At 57.2% G+C, this 13353-nt stretch carries 13 protein-coding genes, 1 tRNA gene and 1 riboswitch; of the genes, 6 read left to right on the forward strand and 8 right to left on the reverse strand.

Annotation, left to right across the window (positions count from 1 at the left end; genetic code table 11):
* The coding region (locus AB5Y83_RS09175; protein WP_368175053.1) for an IS3 family transposase at positions 1 to 426 on the forward strand (426 nt) is incomplete at its 5' end.
* Positions 427 to 596: 170 nt separating this feature from the next.
* On the opposite strand, the gene AB5Y83_RS09180 is transcribed toward AB5Y83_RS09175, so the two are convergent.
* A tRNA-Ser gene (locus tag AB5Y83_RS09180) sits at positions 597 to 686 on the reverse strand.
* A gap of 391 nt (positions 687 to 1077) precedes the next feature.
* Here AB5Y83_RS09180 and AB5Y83_RS09185 point away from each other — a divergent pair.
* Both AB5Y83_RS09185 and AB5Y83_RS09190 read left to right on the forward strand, forming a co-directional pair.
* A complete protein-coding gene (locus tag AB5Y83_RS09185) occupies positions 1078 to 2034 on the forward strand; it encodes a L,D-transpeptidase family protein (RefSeq protein WP_111899471.1) in 957 nt (318 codons plus the stop codon).
* Positions 2035 to 2073: 39 nt separating this feature from the next.
* Positions 2074 to 3060, forward strand: a complete 987-nt coding sequence (locus AB5Y83_RS09190; RefSeq protein ID WP_111899470.1) for a DUF481 domain-containing protein — start codon at positions 2074 to 2076, stop codon at positions 3058 to 3060.
* Positions 3061 to 3176: 116 nt separating this feature from the next.
* On the opposite strand, the gene AB5Y83_RS09195 is transcribed toward AB5Y83_RS09190, so the two are convergent.
* From AB5Y83_RS09195 to AB5Y83_RS09210, 4 genes are all read right to left on the reverse strand, one after another.
* On the reverse strand, positions 3177 to 4592 hold the full coding sequence (locus tag AB5Y83_RS09195; RefSeq protein WP_005353291.1) for a DASS family sodium-coupled anion symporter: 1416 nt from the start codon (positions 4590 to 4592) through the stop codon (positions 3177 to 3179).
* A 245-nt stretch (positions 4593 to 4837) separates the two neighbouring features.
* On the reverse strand, positions 4838 to 5563 hold the full coding sequence (locus tag AB5Y83_RS09200) for a MaoC family dehydratase (RefSeq protein ID WP_111899469.1): 726 nt from the start codon (positions 5561 to 5563) through the stop codon (positions 4838 to 4840).
* Between the two features lie 245 nt (positions 5564 to 5808).
* A complete protein-coding gene (gene rlmF / locus AB5Y83_RS09205) occupies positions 5809 to 6780 on the reverse strand; it encodes a 23S rRNA (adenine(1618)-N(6))-methyltransferase RlmF (protein ID WP_111899468.1) in 972 nt (323 codons plus the stop codon).
* Positions 6781 to 6928: 148 nt separating this feature from the next.
* Positions 6929 to 7417, reverse strand: a complete 489-nt coding sequence (locus tag AB5Y83_RS09210) for a C40 family peptidase (RefSeq protein ID WP_005334331.1) — start codon at positions 7415 to 7417, stop codon at positions 6929 to 6931.
* Between the two features lie 275 nt (positions 7418 to 7692).
* On the opposite strand from AB5Y83_RS09210, the gene AB5Y83_RS09215 reads away from it, so the two are divergent.
* A complete protein-coding gene (locus tag AB5Y83_RS09215) occupies positions 7693 to 8415 on the forward strand; it encodes a 4'-phosphopantetheinyl transferase superfamily protein (RefSeq protein ID WP_368175054.1) in 723 nt (240 codons plus the stop codon).
* Positions 8412 to 9260, forward strand: coding sequence for a tetratricopeptide repeat protein (locus tag AB5Y83_RS09220; protein ID WP_368175055.1), 849 nt, complete (start codon positions 8412 to 8414; stop codon positions 9258 to 9260). Before AB5Y83_RS09215 ends, AB5Y83_RS09220 begins: the two co-directional genes overlap by 4 nt.
* 172 nt (positions 9261 to 9432) lie before the next feature.
* On the opposite strand, the gene AB5Y83_RS09225 is transcribed toward AB5Y83_RS09220, so the two are convergent.
* Positions 9433 to 9675, reverse strand: coding sequence for an Lpp/OprI family alanine-zipper lipoprotein (locus AB5Y83_RS09225; protein WP_005334342.1), 243 nt, complete (start codon positions 9673 to 9675; stop codon positions 9433 to 9435).
* Positions 9676 to 9900: 225 nt separating this feature from the next.
* Complete coding sequence (gene ribB / locus AB5Y83_RS09230) at positions 9901 to 10554, reverse strand: 3,4-dihydroxy-2-butanone-4-phosphate synthase (protein ID WP_064339774.1); 654 nt, start codon at positions 10552 to 10554, stop codon at positions 9901 to 9903.
* Between the two features lie 104 nt (positions 10555 to 10658).
* Positions 10659 to 10815, reverse strand: a riboswitch (FMN riboswitch).
* A 259-nt stretch (positions 10816 to 11074) separates the two neighbouring features.
* Between ribB and purU the strand changes: the two genes are divergently transcribed.
* Positions 11075 to 11911, forward strand: a complete 837-nt coding sequence (gene purU, locus AB5Y83_RS09235; protein ID WP_019445959.1) for a formyltetrahydrofolate deformylase — start codon at positions 11075 to 11077, stop codon at positions 11909 to 11911.
* Positions 11912 to 11990: 79 nt separating this feature from the next.
* Here purU and AB5Y83_RS09240 read toward each other — a convergent pair whose 3' ends face one another.
* Entirely contained in the window at positions 11991 to 13253 is a 1263-nt protein-coding gene (locus AB5Y83_RS09240; protein WP_021229238.1) for a DUF945 family protein, read from the reverse strand.
* Positions 13254 to 13353: the final 100 nt, after the last annotated feature.

The raw sequence follows: 13353 nt of genomic DNA on the forward strand, positions 1-13353 counted from the left end.
GACCTGCACACCCGGCGGGTCGTGGGCTGGGCGATGTCTGATAAACCTGATGCAGAATTGGCAATCAAAGCACTGGAGATGGCCTATCAGCAGCGGGGTTGCCCATCCGGTGCGCTATTTCACTCCGACCAGGGCAGCCAATATGGCAGTCGGGCATTTCGGCAACGACTGTGGCGTTATCGCATAACCCAGAGCATGAGTCGGCGTGGCAACTGCTGGGATAACGCCCCGATGGAGCGATTGTTCAGAAGTCTTAAAACGGAGTGGGTTCCAGCTATGGGATACATGAGCGTGCGGGAGGCAAAGCGGGATATCAGTTACTACCTGATGGATTACAACAACTGGCGGCGTCCACATCAATACAATCACGGGATACCGCCAGCAAAAGCCGAGGTTCGGCCTAACCAAGTGTCCGGATTTAGTTGACCACTACAAGAGGGAAACATCATCAATACTTGGATACCTGACTGGGTCGATGTCCAATGTAATCCATCTGGGTAGTATGTCAGCCAATACCAGATGGCATACTGAATGGCACACCAAAAAGGCAACCAAAATAAAAAACCCAACCCAATCAATAGGTTGAGCTTAGCTTGTGGCGGAGAGACAGGGATTCGAACCCTGGGTGGCATTGCTGCCACAATTGATTTCGAGTCAATCCCGTTCGGCCACTCCGGCATCTCTCCGTGGGGAGAGATTTTTACCCAAGCTGGGCCGAGGATGCAATAAAAATTTCTTAGATATCAAATGGCTGAATCAGATATCTGGGAGCAGGCTCACAATGCGGCGCGTGCTGTTCGCGTTGCCAGACCACCCTGCATCCACCAGACATTAACCCTCTCGCACACCCGGCCATTATCCATATCGTGATATTGCCCCATTGCCATCAGGCGTCTCTTTTTCCTGCTTGGTGCTCAAATTTATGGGTGATGCCGATTTTGGCAGGTTTCCTATGTATCCCCACATCATTGCGAGTGCGCGGCAAGCTGGTAATCATGGGCTGATTGAGGAACAATCGCGCCATCCTGGCGGCTGTATTGATGATGTTCCGCCCAGATTGAACTGATGGATCTTATTATGCGATTGCCGAAACTCAAGCCCCTACCCTTAACGCCCGCCCTTTCCCTGCTGCTGGCAACGATCCTGCTATGCGCGGCGCCGGCAGAGGCCAAACGCTACCCGCTGCCAGCTGCCGGGAGTCGCCTCATCGGTGAGCTGGAGGATTACATCATCCAGCAGAATGAACATCTGGAACTGGTTGGCAAAAATACGCAAATTGGTTTTTTGGCGCTGCTTGAAGCAAATCCGGGTGTAGACCCCTATTTACCCAAGCCGGGCACCCGTTTGACGCTGCCCACCCAGATGCTGCTGCCTGATGTGCCTCGCGAGGGGATCGTCATCAATCTGCCCGAACTGCGCCTCTACTACTTCCCCAAAGGGAAGAATGAGGTCATCGTGCTGCCCATCGGGATTGGCGATATCGGCCGCGAAACACCCGAGATGACCACCACCGTCATCGAGAAGAATCCCAACCCGACTTGGGTACCCGGCCCCATGGTGCGCAAATCCTGGCTGGAGCAAAAAGGGATCACCCTGCCCGCCGTGGTGCCCCCCGGCCCGGAGAATCCCCTTGGCAAGTTCGCCATGCGCCTTGGCTATGGCAAGCGCGACTACCTGATCCACGGCACCAACAAGGATTTTGGCGTTGGCCTGCGGGTAAGTGCAGGCTGCATCCGGCTGCGACCTGACGATATCGAGGCCCTGTTCAAGATTGTGCCGATCGGCACGCCGGTGCGGGTCATCAATCAACCGGTCAAGGTCGCCATCGAACCGGATGGTCGGCGCTGGCTGGAGGTACACTCCCCGCTATCCCGCACCGAAGAGGAGCTTGAAAATGGCGCCCCGCTGATGTTATCACCGGCCATAGAGAGCTTTATCAGCGCACCTGACGTGATGCAGGATGAGGTGACGGCGGCGCTGGAGAACAAAAATGGCCTGCCCCGCCCCATCAGCAGCCAGCTTGTCAGTGGTTAAGTCACCAGCGCCCGAGTCGCACCGGAGTCACCTTTCCTCATGAAATACCTGCCTCTCATACTCATGGTGATCTGCCATCCCCTGTGGGCAAAAGACATCCTCTGGATGAACAATGGCGATCGTCTGACCGGTACCATCGAAGAGATTGGCGATGAATCGGTACGCATCTCTTTGCCCTATACCGGTGCCGTTACCGTCAAGCGGGATGCCATCAAGCGCTGGCGACTAGAGCATCAGGATAAACCCAAGGCGACCGCCAAAGGTGGATTCACCCTGTTCAAGGATGAGCAGGATGAACGCAAGGCCTGGCTCTGGACCGGTAGTGGCGATCTCAACATCAAGCTCAAACACAAGGACAAGCACACCAACAACGTCAACTTCAAGGGCAAGACCGAGTTGGCCAATCTGGACTGGCGCTACAGCTTCTCCGGAGAGTACTCCTACGAAACGTCTGACAGCGCCACCGATAACCACGACTACAAACTGAACCCGACCATTGACTACTTTTTCGATCAGCAGTGGTTTGTGCGCAGCTCGCTCAATGCCGAATATGACATGCTGGAAAGCAACTACCTCAGCCTCGACTATGGTACCGGGCCGGGTTACCGCTTCTGGAACGAGAAGCGCCGTCGGCTGGAGTTCGTAGCACAAGGGGGTCTGCGCAAGGCCTACTTCAGAGAAGAGAGCGGGATTGGGTTGCTCTTCAAAGGCAACCGGATCATCGACTACCCCTTTGCCAGCATGAACTGGGATTATCGCCAACCCATCCCGATATGGCGGGAAAAACTGGAGCTGTTCAGTCAGGGGCGCTATCTGCTCTATCTGGATCAACCCTCACCCTATATCACTCTGAATCGAGATGTGACCGGCAGCGTGGGCCTGCGCTACTACTTCAACGACCACCTGCGCCTCTCCTGGTCGAGCGAGATGGAGTGGGAAGATGGCGAAGTACATTTCGTCGGTCTCGAGCAAAAGTACAAAGAGACCGAATTCAGGCACCTGCTCAATCTGGGCGCCAGTTTCTGAGTCAACTGCAAACAGAAAGAGGAGCCAAGTTGGCTCCTCTTTCTGTTTTGGTCATCACCTGCCATGGCACTTCTCCGATGATGGAGCAGGCAACAGATGAGAAACCGGCCGTACGCTCAGATCAGTCCCCAAGCGGCAATCTGGTAGATCCATACCATCGCCAGCAGGGTGCCGACCAACCCCATGATAACGCCGATGCGCACCATCTGGTGACTCTCCACCAGACCGGTGGCGTGGGCCAGCGCATTGGGCGGGGTACTGATGGGCAGAGACATCCCGAGCGAAACCGAAATGGTAACCGCCAGGATCAGGGTATGACTGCCGCCCCACTCGGCCAACTCCGGCATGCTGACCGCCAGTGCCGCCACCAGTGGCAGCAGCAGATTGGCTGTTGCGGTATTGGACATAAAGTTGGCCATCACCACTGCCAGCAGACAGGCGCCGACCAGTACCGCCAGCGTGGAGTACTCGTGGAACGGAATATGGGTGATGAGCCGCTCGGCCAACCCGGAGTCCTCCAGCGCCAGCCCCAGCGCGATACCGCCCGATACCAGCCAGAGCACGTCGAGGGAGATCTTGTGCAGATCGTCCTTGGTGATGATGCCGGTGGTCAGGAACACCGCCACCGGGATCATGGCGACCACGTAGGAGCTCATGCCGTGCAGATCCCCCAGCAGCCAGAGCACTATGGTGGTGATAAAGGTGAGGTAGACCACCCAGGCACGAGGGGTCTGCATAAAGCGCCCCTCAATCTTGAGATCCATCCGCTTGAGGGTGCTCGGAAAAAAGCGCCCCAACAGAAACCAGCCAAGCAGCAACAGCAATACCACAAAGGGCACCGCAAACCCCATCCACTGGCCGAACGAGATGGCATGCTCGCCGGTCAAGTATTTGAGGGCCACTGCGTTGGGCGGAGTGCCGATGGGAGTGCCGATCCCGCCGAGGTTGGCCGCCAGCGGAATGGCCAGCACAAAGCCGATTTTGGCCGGATCCTTGTCGGGAAACGCCGCCAGCACCGGGGTAAGGATGGCAAGCATCATGGCGGTGGTGGCGGTATTGCTCATGAACATGGAGAAGGTGGCGGTGATCAACATCAGCCCCAGCATGACGATCCGGGGATCCTGACCGAACGGGCGCAGCAACACCCGCGCCAGATTGACGTCCAGATGGTATTTGGTCGCCGCAATGGCGAGGAAAAAACCGCCGAGAAACAGCATGATGACCGGCGAGGCAAAGGTCGCCATCACCTCGGTGGACTTGAGCAGCTCACCAAACCCCGGTTCAGCCTTGTCGGCAGTCATAAACCAGAGCCCCTTGTCGGAGAGCAGCAGCAGCTCCAGCACGATGATCAGCACTGAGGTAGCAAAGATAGGGATGGGCTCCAGGATCCAGCAGAGGGCGGCCAGCACGAAAATGGCCACGACCCGCTGCTCGATGACGGTGATCCCCTCCAGCGGGATCCAGTGGGTCGGGATCAGCAGGATGGTGAGGCTCAGCAGCAGTGGCAGAATAATCTTGTTATTGATGGGCACTATTGTCTCCAGGATCGGGAGTAAGAAGCCAATAGTGGCATAACATGCTATCGCCTCACGCGGCCAACTCGCCAAAATGAGAGCTGGCTAACTGCACGGCGCACCGTTTTGTGAGTCATATCAAGCTGGGGTCGGCGCACTATGGCTGACGCCTCAACCCTTGCAACAAACAGGCAAAAAAACGGGCCCGCTGTTCGTTGCACACGACAGCGGGCCCGTTTCACCATTCATGCCGATGAGGGGGCTCAGAAGTAGATGCGGGTCACCGACTCGATGACGCAACCCGGGCGGCGGATCCCTTCGATCTCAACCTTGATCTCTTTGAGCAACTCCAGCCCACCCTTGATGGGGGTGACCCGGGCAAGCTTGGTGCGGGCGCGGATGTTGCTGTCCACCTTGATGGGGTACGGGAAGCGCACCTGATCCAGCCCGAAGTTCACCACCATGCGGGCGGTCGGGAACTCGGGTGTGGCCTCGTCGACCGAGCCAGTCAACTGTGGCAGCAGCGCCAGGGTCAGGAAGCCGTGGGCGATGGTGGTCTTGAAGGGCGACTCGGCGGCCGCGCGCTCCGGATCGGTGTGGATCCACTGGTGATCCCCGGTCACTGCAGCAAACTGATCGATCATATGCTGGCTGACGTGCAGCCACTCGCCGACATGGGTCTCTTCACCGATGCGGGCCTGCAGAACGGCATAGAGCTCGGCCGCCTCGGCCGCCAGCTCAACAGCGGGTTCCTGAGCCACGGCAGGCTGACCGTTGGCTACTTGTGCCACGGTTGCTGCATCCTGTTGCTGCTCGCTCTGGGACTCGGCTTGCAAGTCCAGCACACGCCCCAGCAAAGGGTGAAGATGTGCCTTTTGCTGAAACTCACGCCAGTAGTCGCGGATCGCCGGAGAGAGCCAATCCTTGAGCTCAAAGGGGTGCTGCGCCAGAATTTCGCGCTTGCGCTTCAGAAAATCGACAACTTTCATCTACCGATCCCTATTTGATTCAATGCCTGTAAAGAGGTCTAACCAGTCCTATTTTATTAAAGTTTCAGCTGTAAGTGCAAAAAAATCTCGGCGTACACCTGTACCAAGGCGGAAGTAACTACTTAGACCATATAAACCAGCACGATCTGCCAATGAGGAAATCGATTGCCAAAGATGCCGCCAGCAGGGGAAATTCGCGGTGCTCATCATGAAAAAAGGCCCTCATCGGGCCTTGTAGTGGGGACTCAGCGCGCGCTCGACCAGCCGCTACGCAATCCCTCTTCATCCAGAAAGGACCAGGCGAGGATCCGGCTCACCTTGTTGCCCTGCGCCATGTCGATCACCCGTACCTGACGCGCCCCCACCCGGCTCAACGCCTTTTTCGCCCCCGGCAGGTTCTCTTTTTTCGACACCAGCGAGCTGAACCAGAGACACTGAGTGGCAAACTCCTTGCTCTGGGCAATCATGTTGGCCAGAAACGCCGCCTCGCCCCCTTCGCACCAGAGCTCGGCCTTCTGGCCGCCGAAGTTGAGCACAGGAGCGCCTGTAACCTCCTTGCCCAGATTGCGCAGCTTGCGCTCCGTCCCCTTGCTCGCCTCTTCCAGCGACGCATGGAACGGTGGATTGCACAGCGTCAGGGCAAAGCGATCCTTCGGCCCTATGATGCCGCGAAACACATGGTTGGGGTTACCCTGCAAACGACACTCAATCTGGTTGCCGAGTCCGTTGCTCTTGGCCAGCAGGGTGGCCGCCTTGACCGAGACCGGATCGATATCCGATCCCACAAAACGCCAGCCATATTCGCGGCAGCCGAGCAGCGGATAGATGCAGTTTGCCCCCACCCCGATATCCAGCACCCTCACCCCCTTGCCGGTAGGGAGCTGGCCTGCGCTCTCGGCCAACAGGTCGGCCGCCCAGTGCAGGTAGTCCACCCGTCCCGGGATGGGTGGGCAGAGGTAACCGGCAGGCAAGTCCCAGTGGGCAATCCCGTAGTGATGGGCCAGCAGGGCGCGATTGAGGGTCTTCACTGCATCGGGATTGGCAAAATCGATGGTGCGGGTGCCGTAGTCATTGATAAAGACGTGGGCAGCCAACTCGGGAGTTCGCAGGCAGAGCGCCTCAAAATCGTAACCCGCCTGATGGCGATTACGGGAGTGAAGTCCGGATTTACGGTCGCCCGACTTGGGGCCACCGGCTGATGGGATGCGGGGTTTCATGCTGAGCCTGCCGAAGAAAACGGGCCCACACTATAGTGATTTGACTCGGGAAAGTCTAAACGAGGGCAATAAAAAACCGGGCTATCTGGCCCGGTCCAAGTGAGGTTGGAAAAACAGTCCGTACTGCGAGCCGTTTGTCCAGCCTGACTCAGATATCGATCCGGCGAGCTTGCCAGAACTTGTTGCGCCAATATTGGCTATCCAGCTTGGAGCGCGTCACACCGGCTCGGGTCGAGGCGTGGATGAATTCGCCATTGCCGACATAGATACCAACGTGGTTGAGACGACGATTGATTTTGAAGAAGACCAGGTCACCCTCGACCAGATCCTGCTTGGAAACGCGCGTCCCTTCGTGGACTTGGGAGCGGGTATCGCGGGGTAATTCGATACCGACGGCATTGCGGAACACTTCACGGGCAAAGGCGGAACAGTCGATACCGCGCTGGCTGCTGCCACCCATCCGGTACGGAACGCCACGCCACTCTTTATATACAGTCAGGATTTCATTCACATCGGGTGTCTGGGAAGCTTCCGGTTCTATGACAGGTTCAACCATGGAAACTTCGATCTTGCTCGCGACCTCGGGTTGGGGTGCCGAGGCACAACCCACCATTCCGAGCGCGACCAGCAGTAGCATCAGGTGGCGCAATCCTTTATCCCCGCTAAATAGTAAATCTTGTTAAAATACGGCCCCAAAGGGCAATTTATAAGGCAACAGCATCCGACTATATCCAAGAATTCTATCGAGGCAAGTGAAAATCCCTATCAAGCTCACATTTTTGCAAGGAAATGCACGATTTTTCATAATTAATGTGATCATGCACAAACAATATACAATCGCCAAGAGAGCCTTGGGCCTCATAGATAACTGGCTTTTATCCCTGCTTCAGCACCTTTTTAAAGTGAAAAATCATGATCGAAACCGATCTTTTTTTGTTAAAACCGACCAGGGTATGCCAGGAACTGCTTGCTCAATTGCCTGAATGGCTGTCAACCGATGAGCAGCATATCTGGCAAGCCATGACCCATCCTGAACGGCGTCAGGAATATCTGGTGAGCCGCGCCCTTCTGCGCCAGCTATTGGCCGAGCGGCTGCAACAACCTGCTGCCAGGCTGCAATTTTGCAACGGCCCCCAGGGCAAGCCCCGACTACATGATGATGCTTGGCAGTTCAATCTGAGCCACAGTGGCTGCTGGCTGGTGTTGGCGCTCTGCCCGCATGGGCCGCTTGGGGTGGATATCGAACTGGGCAAACGGCGGCATCATCCCCTCCCCTTGGCCCGCCGGTTTTATGCACAGAGTGAATATGAGTGGCTCTGCGCACTGCCTGCCCAAGAGCAGGAGAGTGCCTTCTACCGGCTCTGGTCGCGCAAGGAGGCGGTACTGAAAGCCCACGGTGGCGGCATAGCGGCGGGACTGGAGAAGGTGCGGTTTCTCCCGGAGGAAGGATGGCGACTCGACAACCTGCTCGATGACACCCCTTATCAGGTACAGGATTGGCCCTTTGCCAACGGCTGGCTCAGTCTCGCAACGACGGCAGCCCCTGTGACCTTTTACCGGCTGGATGAGCGCTTGAATTGCCACTCGCTTAACCCCATGTTACTTAACACCCTTTCTGAAGAGTCCAACTCATGATCGTCGACATTACTTCCCAGAATTTTCACGCTGAACTTATCGATGCGTCCATGAAGAAACCGGTCGTCATCTATTTCCATGCTCCGCAGATGCCGGAGTGTCAGGGGATGACACCGCTGATCGAATCACTGGTTGGGCCCGCCAATGAGCAGGTCACCCTGGCCAAGGTGGATATGAACGATCCCCAGCTGCAACCGCTGGCTAGCCAGCTCGGCCTGCGCGCCCTGCCAGCACTGGTGCTGTTCCATCAAGGTCGCCCTGACGAACAGGGGATCATCGAAGGGCCGCAGGATGAAGCCACCCTGCGCCAGTATTTCGCCGCCTTCGCCCCCAAAGCAGAGGAAGAGTTGCTGGCCAAGGGGCAACAGGCACTGGCTGACGAGCAGCCCAGCACCGCCTATGCCCATCTGACCAAGGCACACCAGCTGGCTCCTAAACGCCACGACATCAGCCTGTGGCTCATTCAAGCTGCGCTCGACCTCAACCTGCTGGATGAAGCGCAGGAGCGCCTCGACACCATCCCGATGGCGGCGCAGGATGGTCACTTCCATACCCTGAGCTCACGGCTGGCGCTGGCCCTGCAAGCGGCAGACAGCCCGGAACTGCGCGCGCTGGAAGCCCGTCATGCAGAACAGCCTGATGATTTTGCCCTGACTCAGGAGCTGGCGGTGCAATACAACCAGGCTGGTCGTCAGGAAGAGGCGTTGGGACTGCTGCTGGAGATCCTCAAGCGGGACTTGGCATTCGGCGATGCCAGAAAGACCTATCTCGATATTCTAGCAACCATGGGCAGCACACCGGCGGCACAGAGCTACCGTCGCAAACTCTACAGTCTGCTCTACTGATCGGAATCGAACTGGCTGGAAATGATGGGGGAATGCCGGGAGACCGGCATGACCTCATGGGTCAAGTACGAAGAAGGTATTGTGGAAATAAGTTGCTGTGGAAATAGTGGAGATAAGGTGAATTTCAGGCAAAAAAAAATGGCGCAAAACTGCGCCATTTTTTTCGCATGGATTACTTCTTGTAGGAAGTAGCCATGTTGTCGATGCGCTGGTTAGCACGCATAGCTTCTTGCTTGGCTTCGGCAACATCAGCAGCGATTTTGGACTGATCAGCACGAACTGCGCTAACATCTTGAGCCAGTTGGTCAACTTTGTTAGACAGATTCTGAACGGAAGTTTCCAGTTCGCTGGTGTTTGCACAACCGCCCAGCAGAGCGGACAGACCAACAACACCTACCAACAACAATTTTTTCATTTTTAAAGCTCCCTTGAACTCGCCAGACGTTTAGCAAGCGGCGTGATTATGGCACAAAAAAATCCTACTTTGCATAGTCCCCACCACAGATAAATGCATTAAAACCCTCATTTTTTTTTGAATGAACAGTTTTTGTCCAGATTCGTCTAAAAAATGAGTGCCGTGTGGTGGGGGCACGGACAAAGGTTAACCAAATTTTTGCCTTATTACAATTTCGTATGAGGCTCAGGCAGTACGTTCTGACAACAATTGACGATATTGCACCAGATCCTCGATGGTCAGCACCGGCATCTGGTGCTTGCGACCGAACGCAACCAGATCTGGCAGACGCGCCATCGAGCCATCTTCTTTGGTCAATTCACACAACACACCAAACGGTTTGAGGCCAGCCAGCTGCATCAGATCGACCGTCGCTTCGGTATGACCCCGACGGGTAAGCACCCCACCGGTTCGCGCCCGCAGCGGGAAAACATGACCCGGGCGATGCAGATCGCCCGGCTTTGCGCCGTCAGCGATGGCTGCGCGGATGGTGGTGATGCGATCAGCCGCCGAGACACCGGTCGTGACCCCCTGCGCCGCTTCGATGGTCACGGTAAAGGCGGTCTGGTAGTGGCTGGAGTTGGCCTCCACCATCATCGGCAGTTCCAGCTGGCGAACCCGCTCGTCGGGCAGGCAGAGGCAGACGATGCCGGAGCACTCGCGGATCATCAGCGCCATCTGTTCATTGGTCATGGATTCGGCGGCGAAAATGAGGTCGCCCTCGTTCTCCCGATCTTCATCGTCGGCCACCAGCACGCCGCATCCGGCACGCAAGGCAGACAGCGCCGCTTCGACACGGGCAACGGGATCACCGAATTCACTGAGTAGAGACTGATTCATGGTAAAACTCCTAAACAAGACAAGGACCAGAATCAGGGCATGGAAAGGCAGACAGAGATGGGCATGCAGCGGCCAGCCCACAAGGGCTAACACGGCAAGGTCTGTCTTATCCTCTTTCATCCGGACTATGACCGTCGGCTCCGGCATCTCACCGGATCTGCTGACCCCGACCTAGCAATCAGCCGGGTCGGGCGCTCGCGGGCTCCCCGAGTCAATCGGGATACCGCCGGTGGGGAATTGCACCCCGCCCTGAGAATAAGCGCAGACAGCCTAAAGAAAAACGGTTGCAGATACCAGCCAAAATCCCCCGCAGGCTGAAAAGCGTTTCAACATTGCGCCCGGGATCCCGCTCTGCGGCCCGCTCGCCAGCACGAGAGGCCATGACTGGCGAATTTCTTTATGGCGCGGATCGGTTTATGGCATAGTTCCCGAAACAAAAAAACAGGGCCCGAAAAGAGAGCCTGAACAACGCTGCCGGCGCAGACAGCAGCGCCAACACCACAAACGGAAAATGACAGAGATGGAAAAGAAAATACTGCTCACGGATTGCCCGGATGCCAAAGGGCTCATCGCCAAGATCACCAACATCTGCTACAAGCACCAGCTCAACATCATCAAGAACGATGAGTTTGTGGATCACGAGAATGGCCGCTTCTTTATGCGTACCGAGCTGGAGGGGCGCTTCAACGACGAGACCCTGCTGGCCGACCTCGATGATGCCCTGCCCACCGGCGCCCAGCGCCGTCTGGTCAAGGCGGGCAAGAAGCGTATCGTCATTCTGGTGACCAAAGAGACCCACTGCCTCGGCGATATTCTGATGAAGAACTACGCGGGCGCGCTGGATATGGATATCGTCGCGGTGATCGGCAACTACGACACCCTGGCCGAGCTCACCGGCAAGTTCGATATCCCGTTCCACACCGTCAGTCACGATGATCTGAGCCGGACCGAACATGAAGAGCAGGTTCGCGCCATTATCGACAGCTATGAGCCTGACTATGTGATCCTGGCCAAGTACATGCGGGTGCTGACCCCGAGCTTCGTCGAGGCCTATCCGCGCAAGATCCTCAACATCCACCACTCCTTCCTGCCCGCCTTCATCGGTGCCCGCCCCTACCGGCAGGCGTTTGATCGCGGCGTCAAACTGATCGGTGCCACCGCCCACTTCGTGACCGACGATCTGGATGAAGGCCCCATTGTCGAACAGGACGTGATCCACGTCGGTCACGCCTTCAGTGCGGACGACATGGCCAAGGCGGGTCGGGATGTGGAGAAATCGGTGCTGAGCCGCGCGCTGGAGCTGGTACTGAACGAACGGGTGTTCGTCTACGGCAACAAGACGGTGGTCTTCAAGTAATTCGCCCACACGGCCCATATGCAAACGCCAGAAACAACAACGGCTCCCGCGGGAGCCGTTGTTGTTTCTACATCATGTGTCAGAGCGGCAGATCGTTTACCGTCACCGCGCCCTTCTCCAGCTTCAGCTCGGAGGTCAGCGCTTGCTTGTCGGCCTTCAGATAACCCATCAGGGTCAGCTGATCGAGCATGGGGGCCAGTTGCGGCACTGCCTTGCCCAGCTTGTCGCTGAGGCTGGCATGCAGCACGCCGGAGAGGGCCTGCATGCCCGCGTCGCTGTTGAACAGCTGCTCCAGCGAGGTGGAGGCCAGCTTCACGTCCCCCTTCATGGTCACCGCCTCACCGTTGAGCTTGGCGCTGAGATCGGCCAGCTCCAGGGTCGCACCACGTTTGAGCATCTTGTCCAGCGCCTGCTGGATGGCTGCATCTTCAACCCCCTTGCCACCGGCGGCCTGCAGCCCCTGATACCCTTCCAGATCCAGACCGTTGAGGTTGAGCGCCAACTTGCTGTCGGTCACCGCCAGGGTGTCGGTCTCGTTCTCCAGATCCAGCTTGGCAATTTTCATCTGATAGCTGCTGGAGAGGGTCTGGGCATCATCACCGGTCAGCTGAGTCTCGGTTGTCATCCCCTGCAGGGCGACCTTGACGCTGTCAGGCAGTTGTACCGTGAGGGCCGAGAGGGTCATCTCGCTCTGGGGCGAGAGGAGCACACCGCTGATCTCGGCAATGTCGGCACTCCCTTTCAGGTCGGCCAGCACCAAGTCCATCTTGCTCTGCTCTTCATGGACCGTCATCCCCTGCCAGGTCATAGTGAGGTGACCATTCCCCTCCAGATTGCCGTGGAACTCACCGCTCAGGGGCAGGAAGCTGAACTCGTCCAGCCCCTGTTTGATCTTGAATTCATTGGCCCAGAAACGGCTGCTGTTACCCTGGGTCCAGAGACTGGTGACCGACTCCAGACCGAGTTCCCACTGCTCCATACCCAGTGCGGTAAAGACCGGAGCCAAAGTGCCGTTATGGGTATCGAGCAGAAAGTGGCTCTTGATATAGAGCGGCAGGATCTGGCTCTTGACCACCAGTTGCAGCTCGATGGGCTGACTGCCCTCCAGCTCGCTGTCGATGGCAGCCAGCTCCTCCGGCGTCACCACGACCTTCAGGATCCCGTCACGGGTGAAGAGGTTGCTGCTACCCGGCTGCCACTGCATGTCGATACCGGTCTCTTGCTCTACCTTGGCGATCTGCTCCGCCATGATGTTGTCGAAGCTGTTGCCCGTGTACCAGCACGCAGCCAGACCACCACCTACCAGTGCCGCACCCACGGCGAGGGCCACTATCTTTTTCATATATCCATGTGTCTCCAGGGAGTTGTCACTGCACTCTACGGGGCGGACTCGGGGCTAGGCAAGTCCAATCAAATGGCGAGTCCACTTTCTTGCGGCTCGC

Origin of the sequence: Aeromonas sp. R5-4 (assembly GCF_040908215.1) — a bacterium.
Lineage (GTDB): Bacteria > Pseudomonadota > Gammaproteobacteria > Enterobacterales > Aeromonadaceae > Aeromonas > Aeromonas veronii.

What these genes read in the sequence shown, in the direction of transcription:
- AB5Y83_RS09185 (WP_111899471.1), top strand. Translation starts at nt 1,078, where the DNA reads ATGCGATTGCCGAAACTCAAGCCCCTACCCTTAACGCCCGCCCTTTCC.
- AB5Y83_RS09190 (WP_111899470.1), top strand. Translation starts at nt 2,074, where the DNA reads ATGAAATACCTGCCTCTCATACTCATGGTGATCTGCCATCCCCTGTGG.
- AB5Y83_RS09200 (WP_111899469.1), bottom strand. Translation starts at nt 5,563, where the DNA reads ATGAAAGTTGTCGATTTTCTGAAGCGCAAGCGCGAAATTCTGGCGCAG.
- rlmF (WP_111899468.1), bottom strand. Translation starts at nt 6,780, where the DNA reads ATGAAACCCCGCATCCCATCAGCCGGTGGCCCCAAGTCGGGCGACCGT.
- AB5Y83_RS09210 (WP_005334331.1), bottom strand. Translation starts at nt 7,417, where the DNA reads ATGCTACTGCTGGTCGCGCTCGGAATGGTGGGTTGTGCCTCGGCACCC.
- AB5Y83_RS09215 (WP_368175054.1), top strand. Translation starts at nt 7,693, where the DNA reads ATGATCGAAACCGATCTTTTTTTGTTAAAACCGACCAGGGTATGCCAG.
- AB5Y83_RS09220 (WP_368175055.1), top strand. Translation starts at nt 8,412, where the DNA reads ATGATCGTCGACATTACTTCCCAGAATTTTCACGCTGAACTTATCGAT.
- AB5Y83_RS09225 (WP_005334342.1), bottom strand. Translation starts at nt 9,675, where the DNA reads ATGAAAAAATTGTTGTTGGTAGGTGTTGTTGGTCTGTCCGCTCTGCTG.
- ribB (WP_064339774.1), bottom strand. Translation starts at nt 10,554, where the DNA reads ATGAATCAGTCTCTACTCAGTGAATTCGGTGATCCCGTTGCCCGTGTC.
- purU (WP_019445959.1), top strand. Translation starts at nt 11,075, where the DNA reads ATGGAAAAGAAAATACTGCTCACGGATTGCCCGGATGCCAAAGGGCTC.
- AB5Y83_RS09240 (WP_021229238.1), bottom strand. Translation starts at nt 13,253, where the DNA reads ATGAAAAAGATAGTGGCCCTCGCCGTGGGTGCGGCACTGGTAGGTGGT.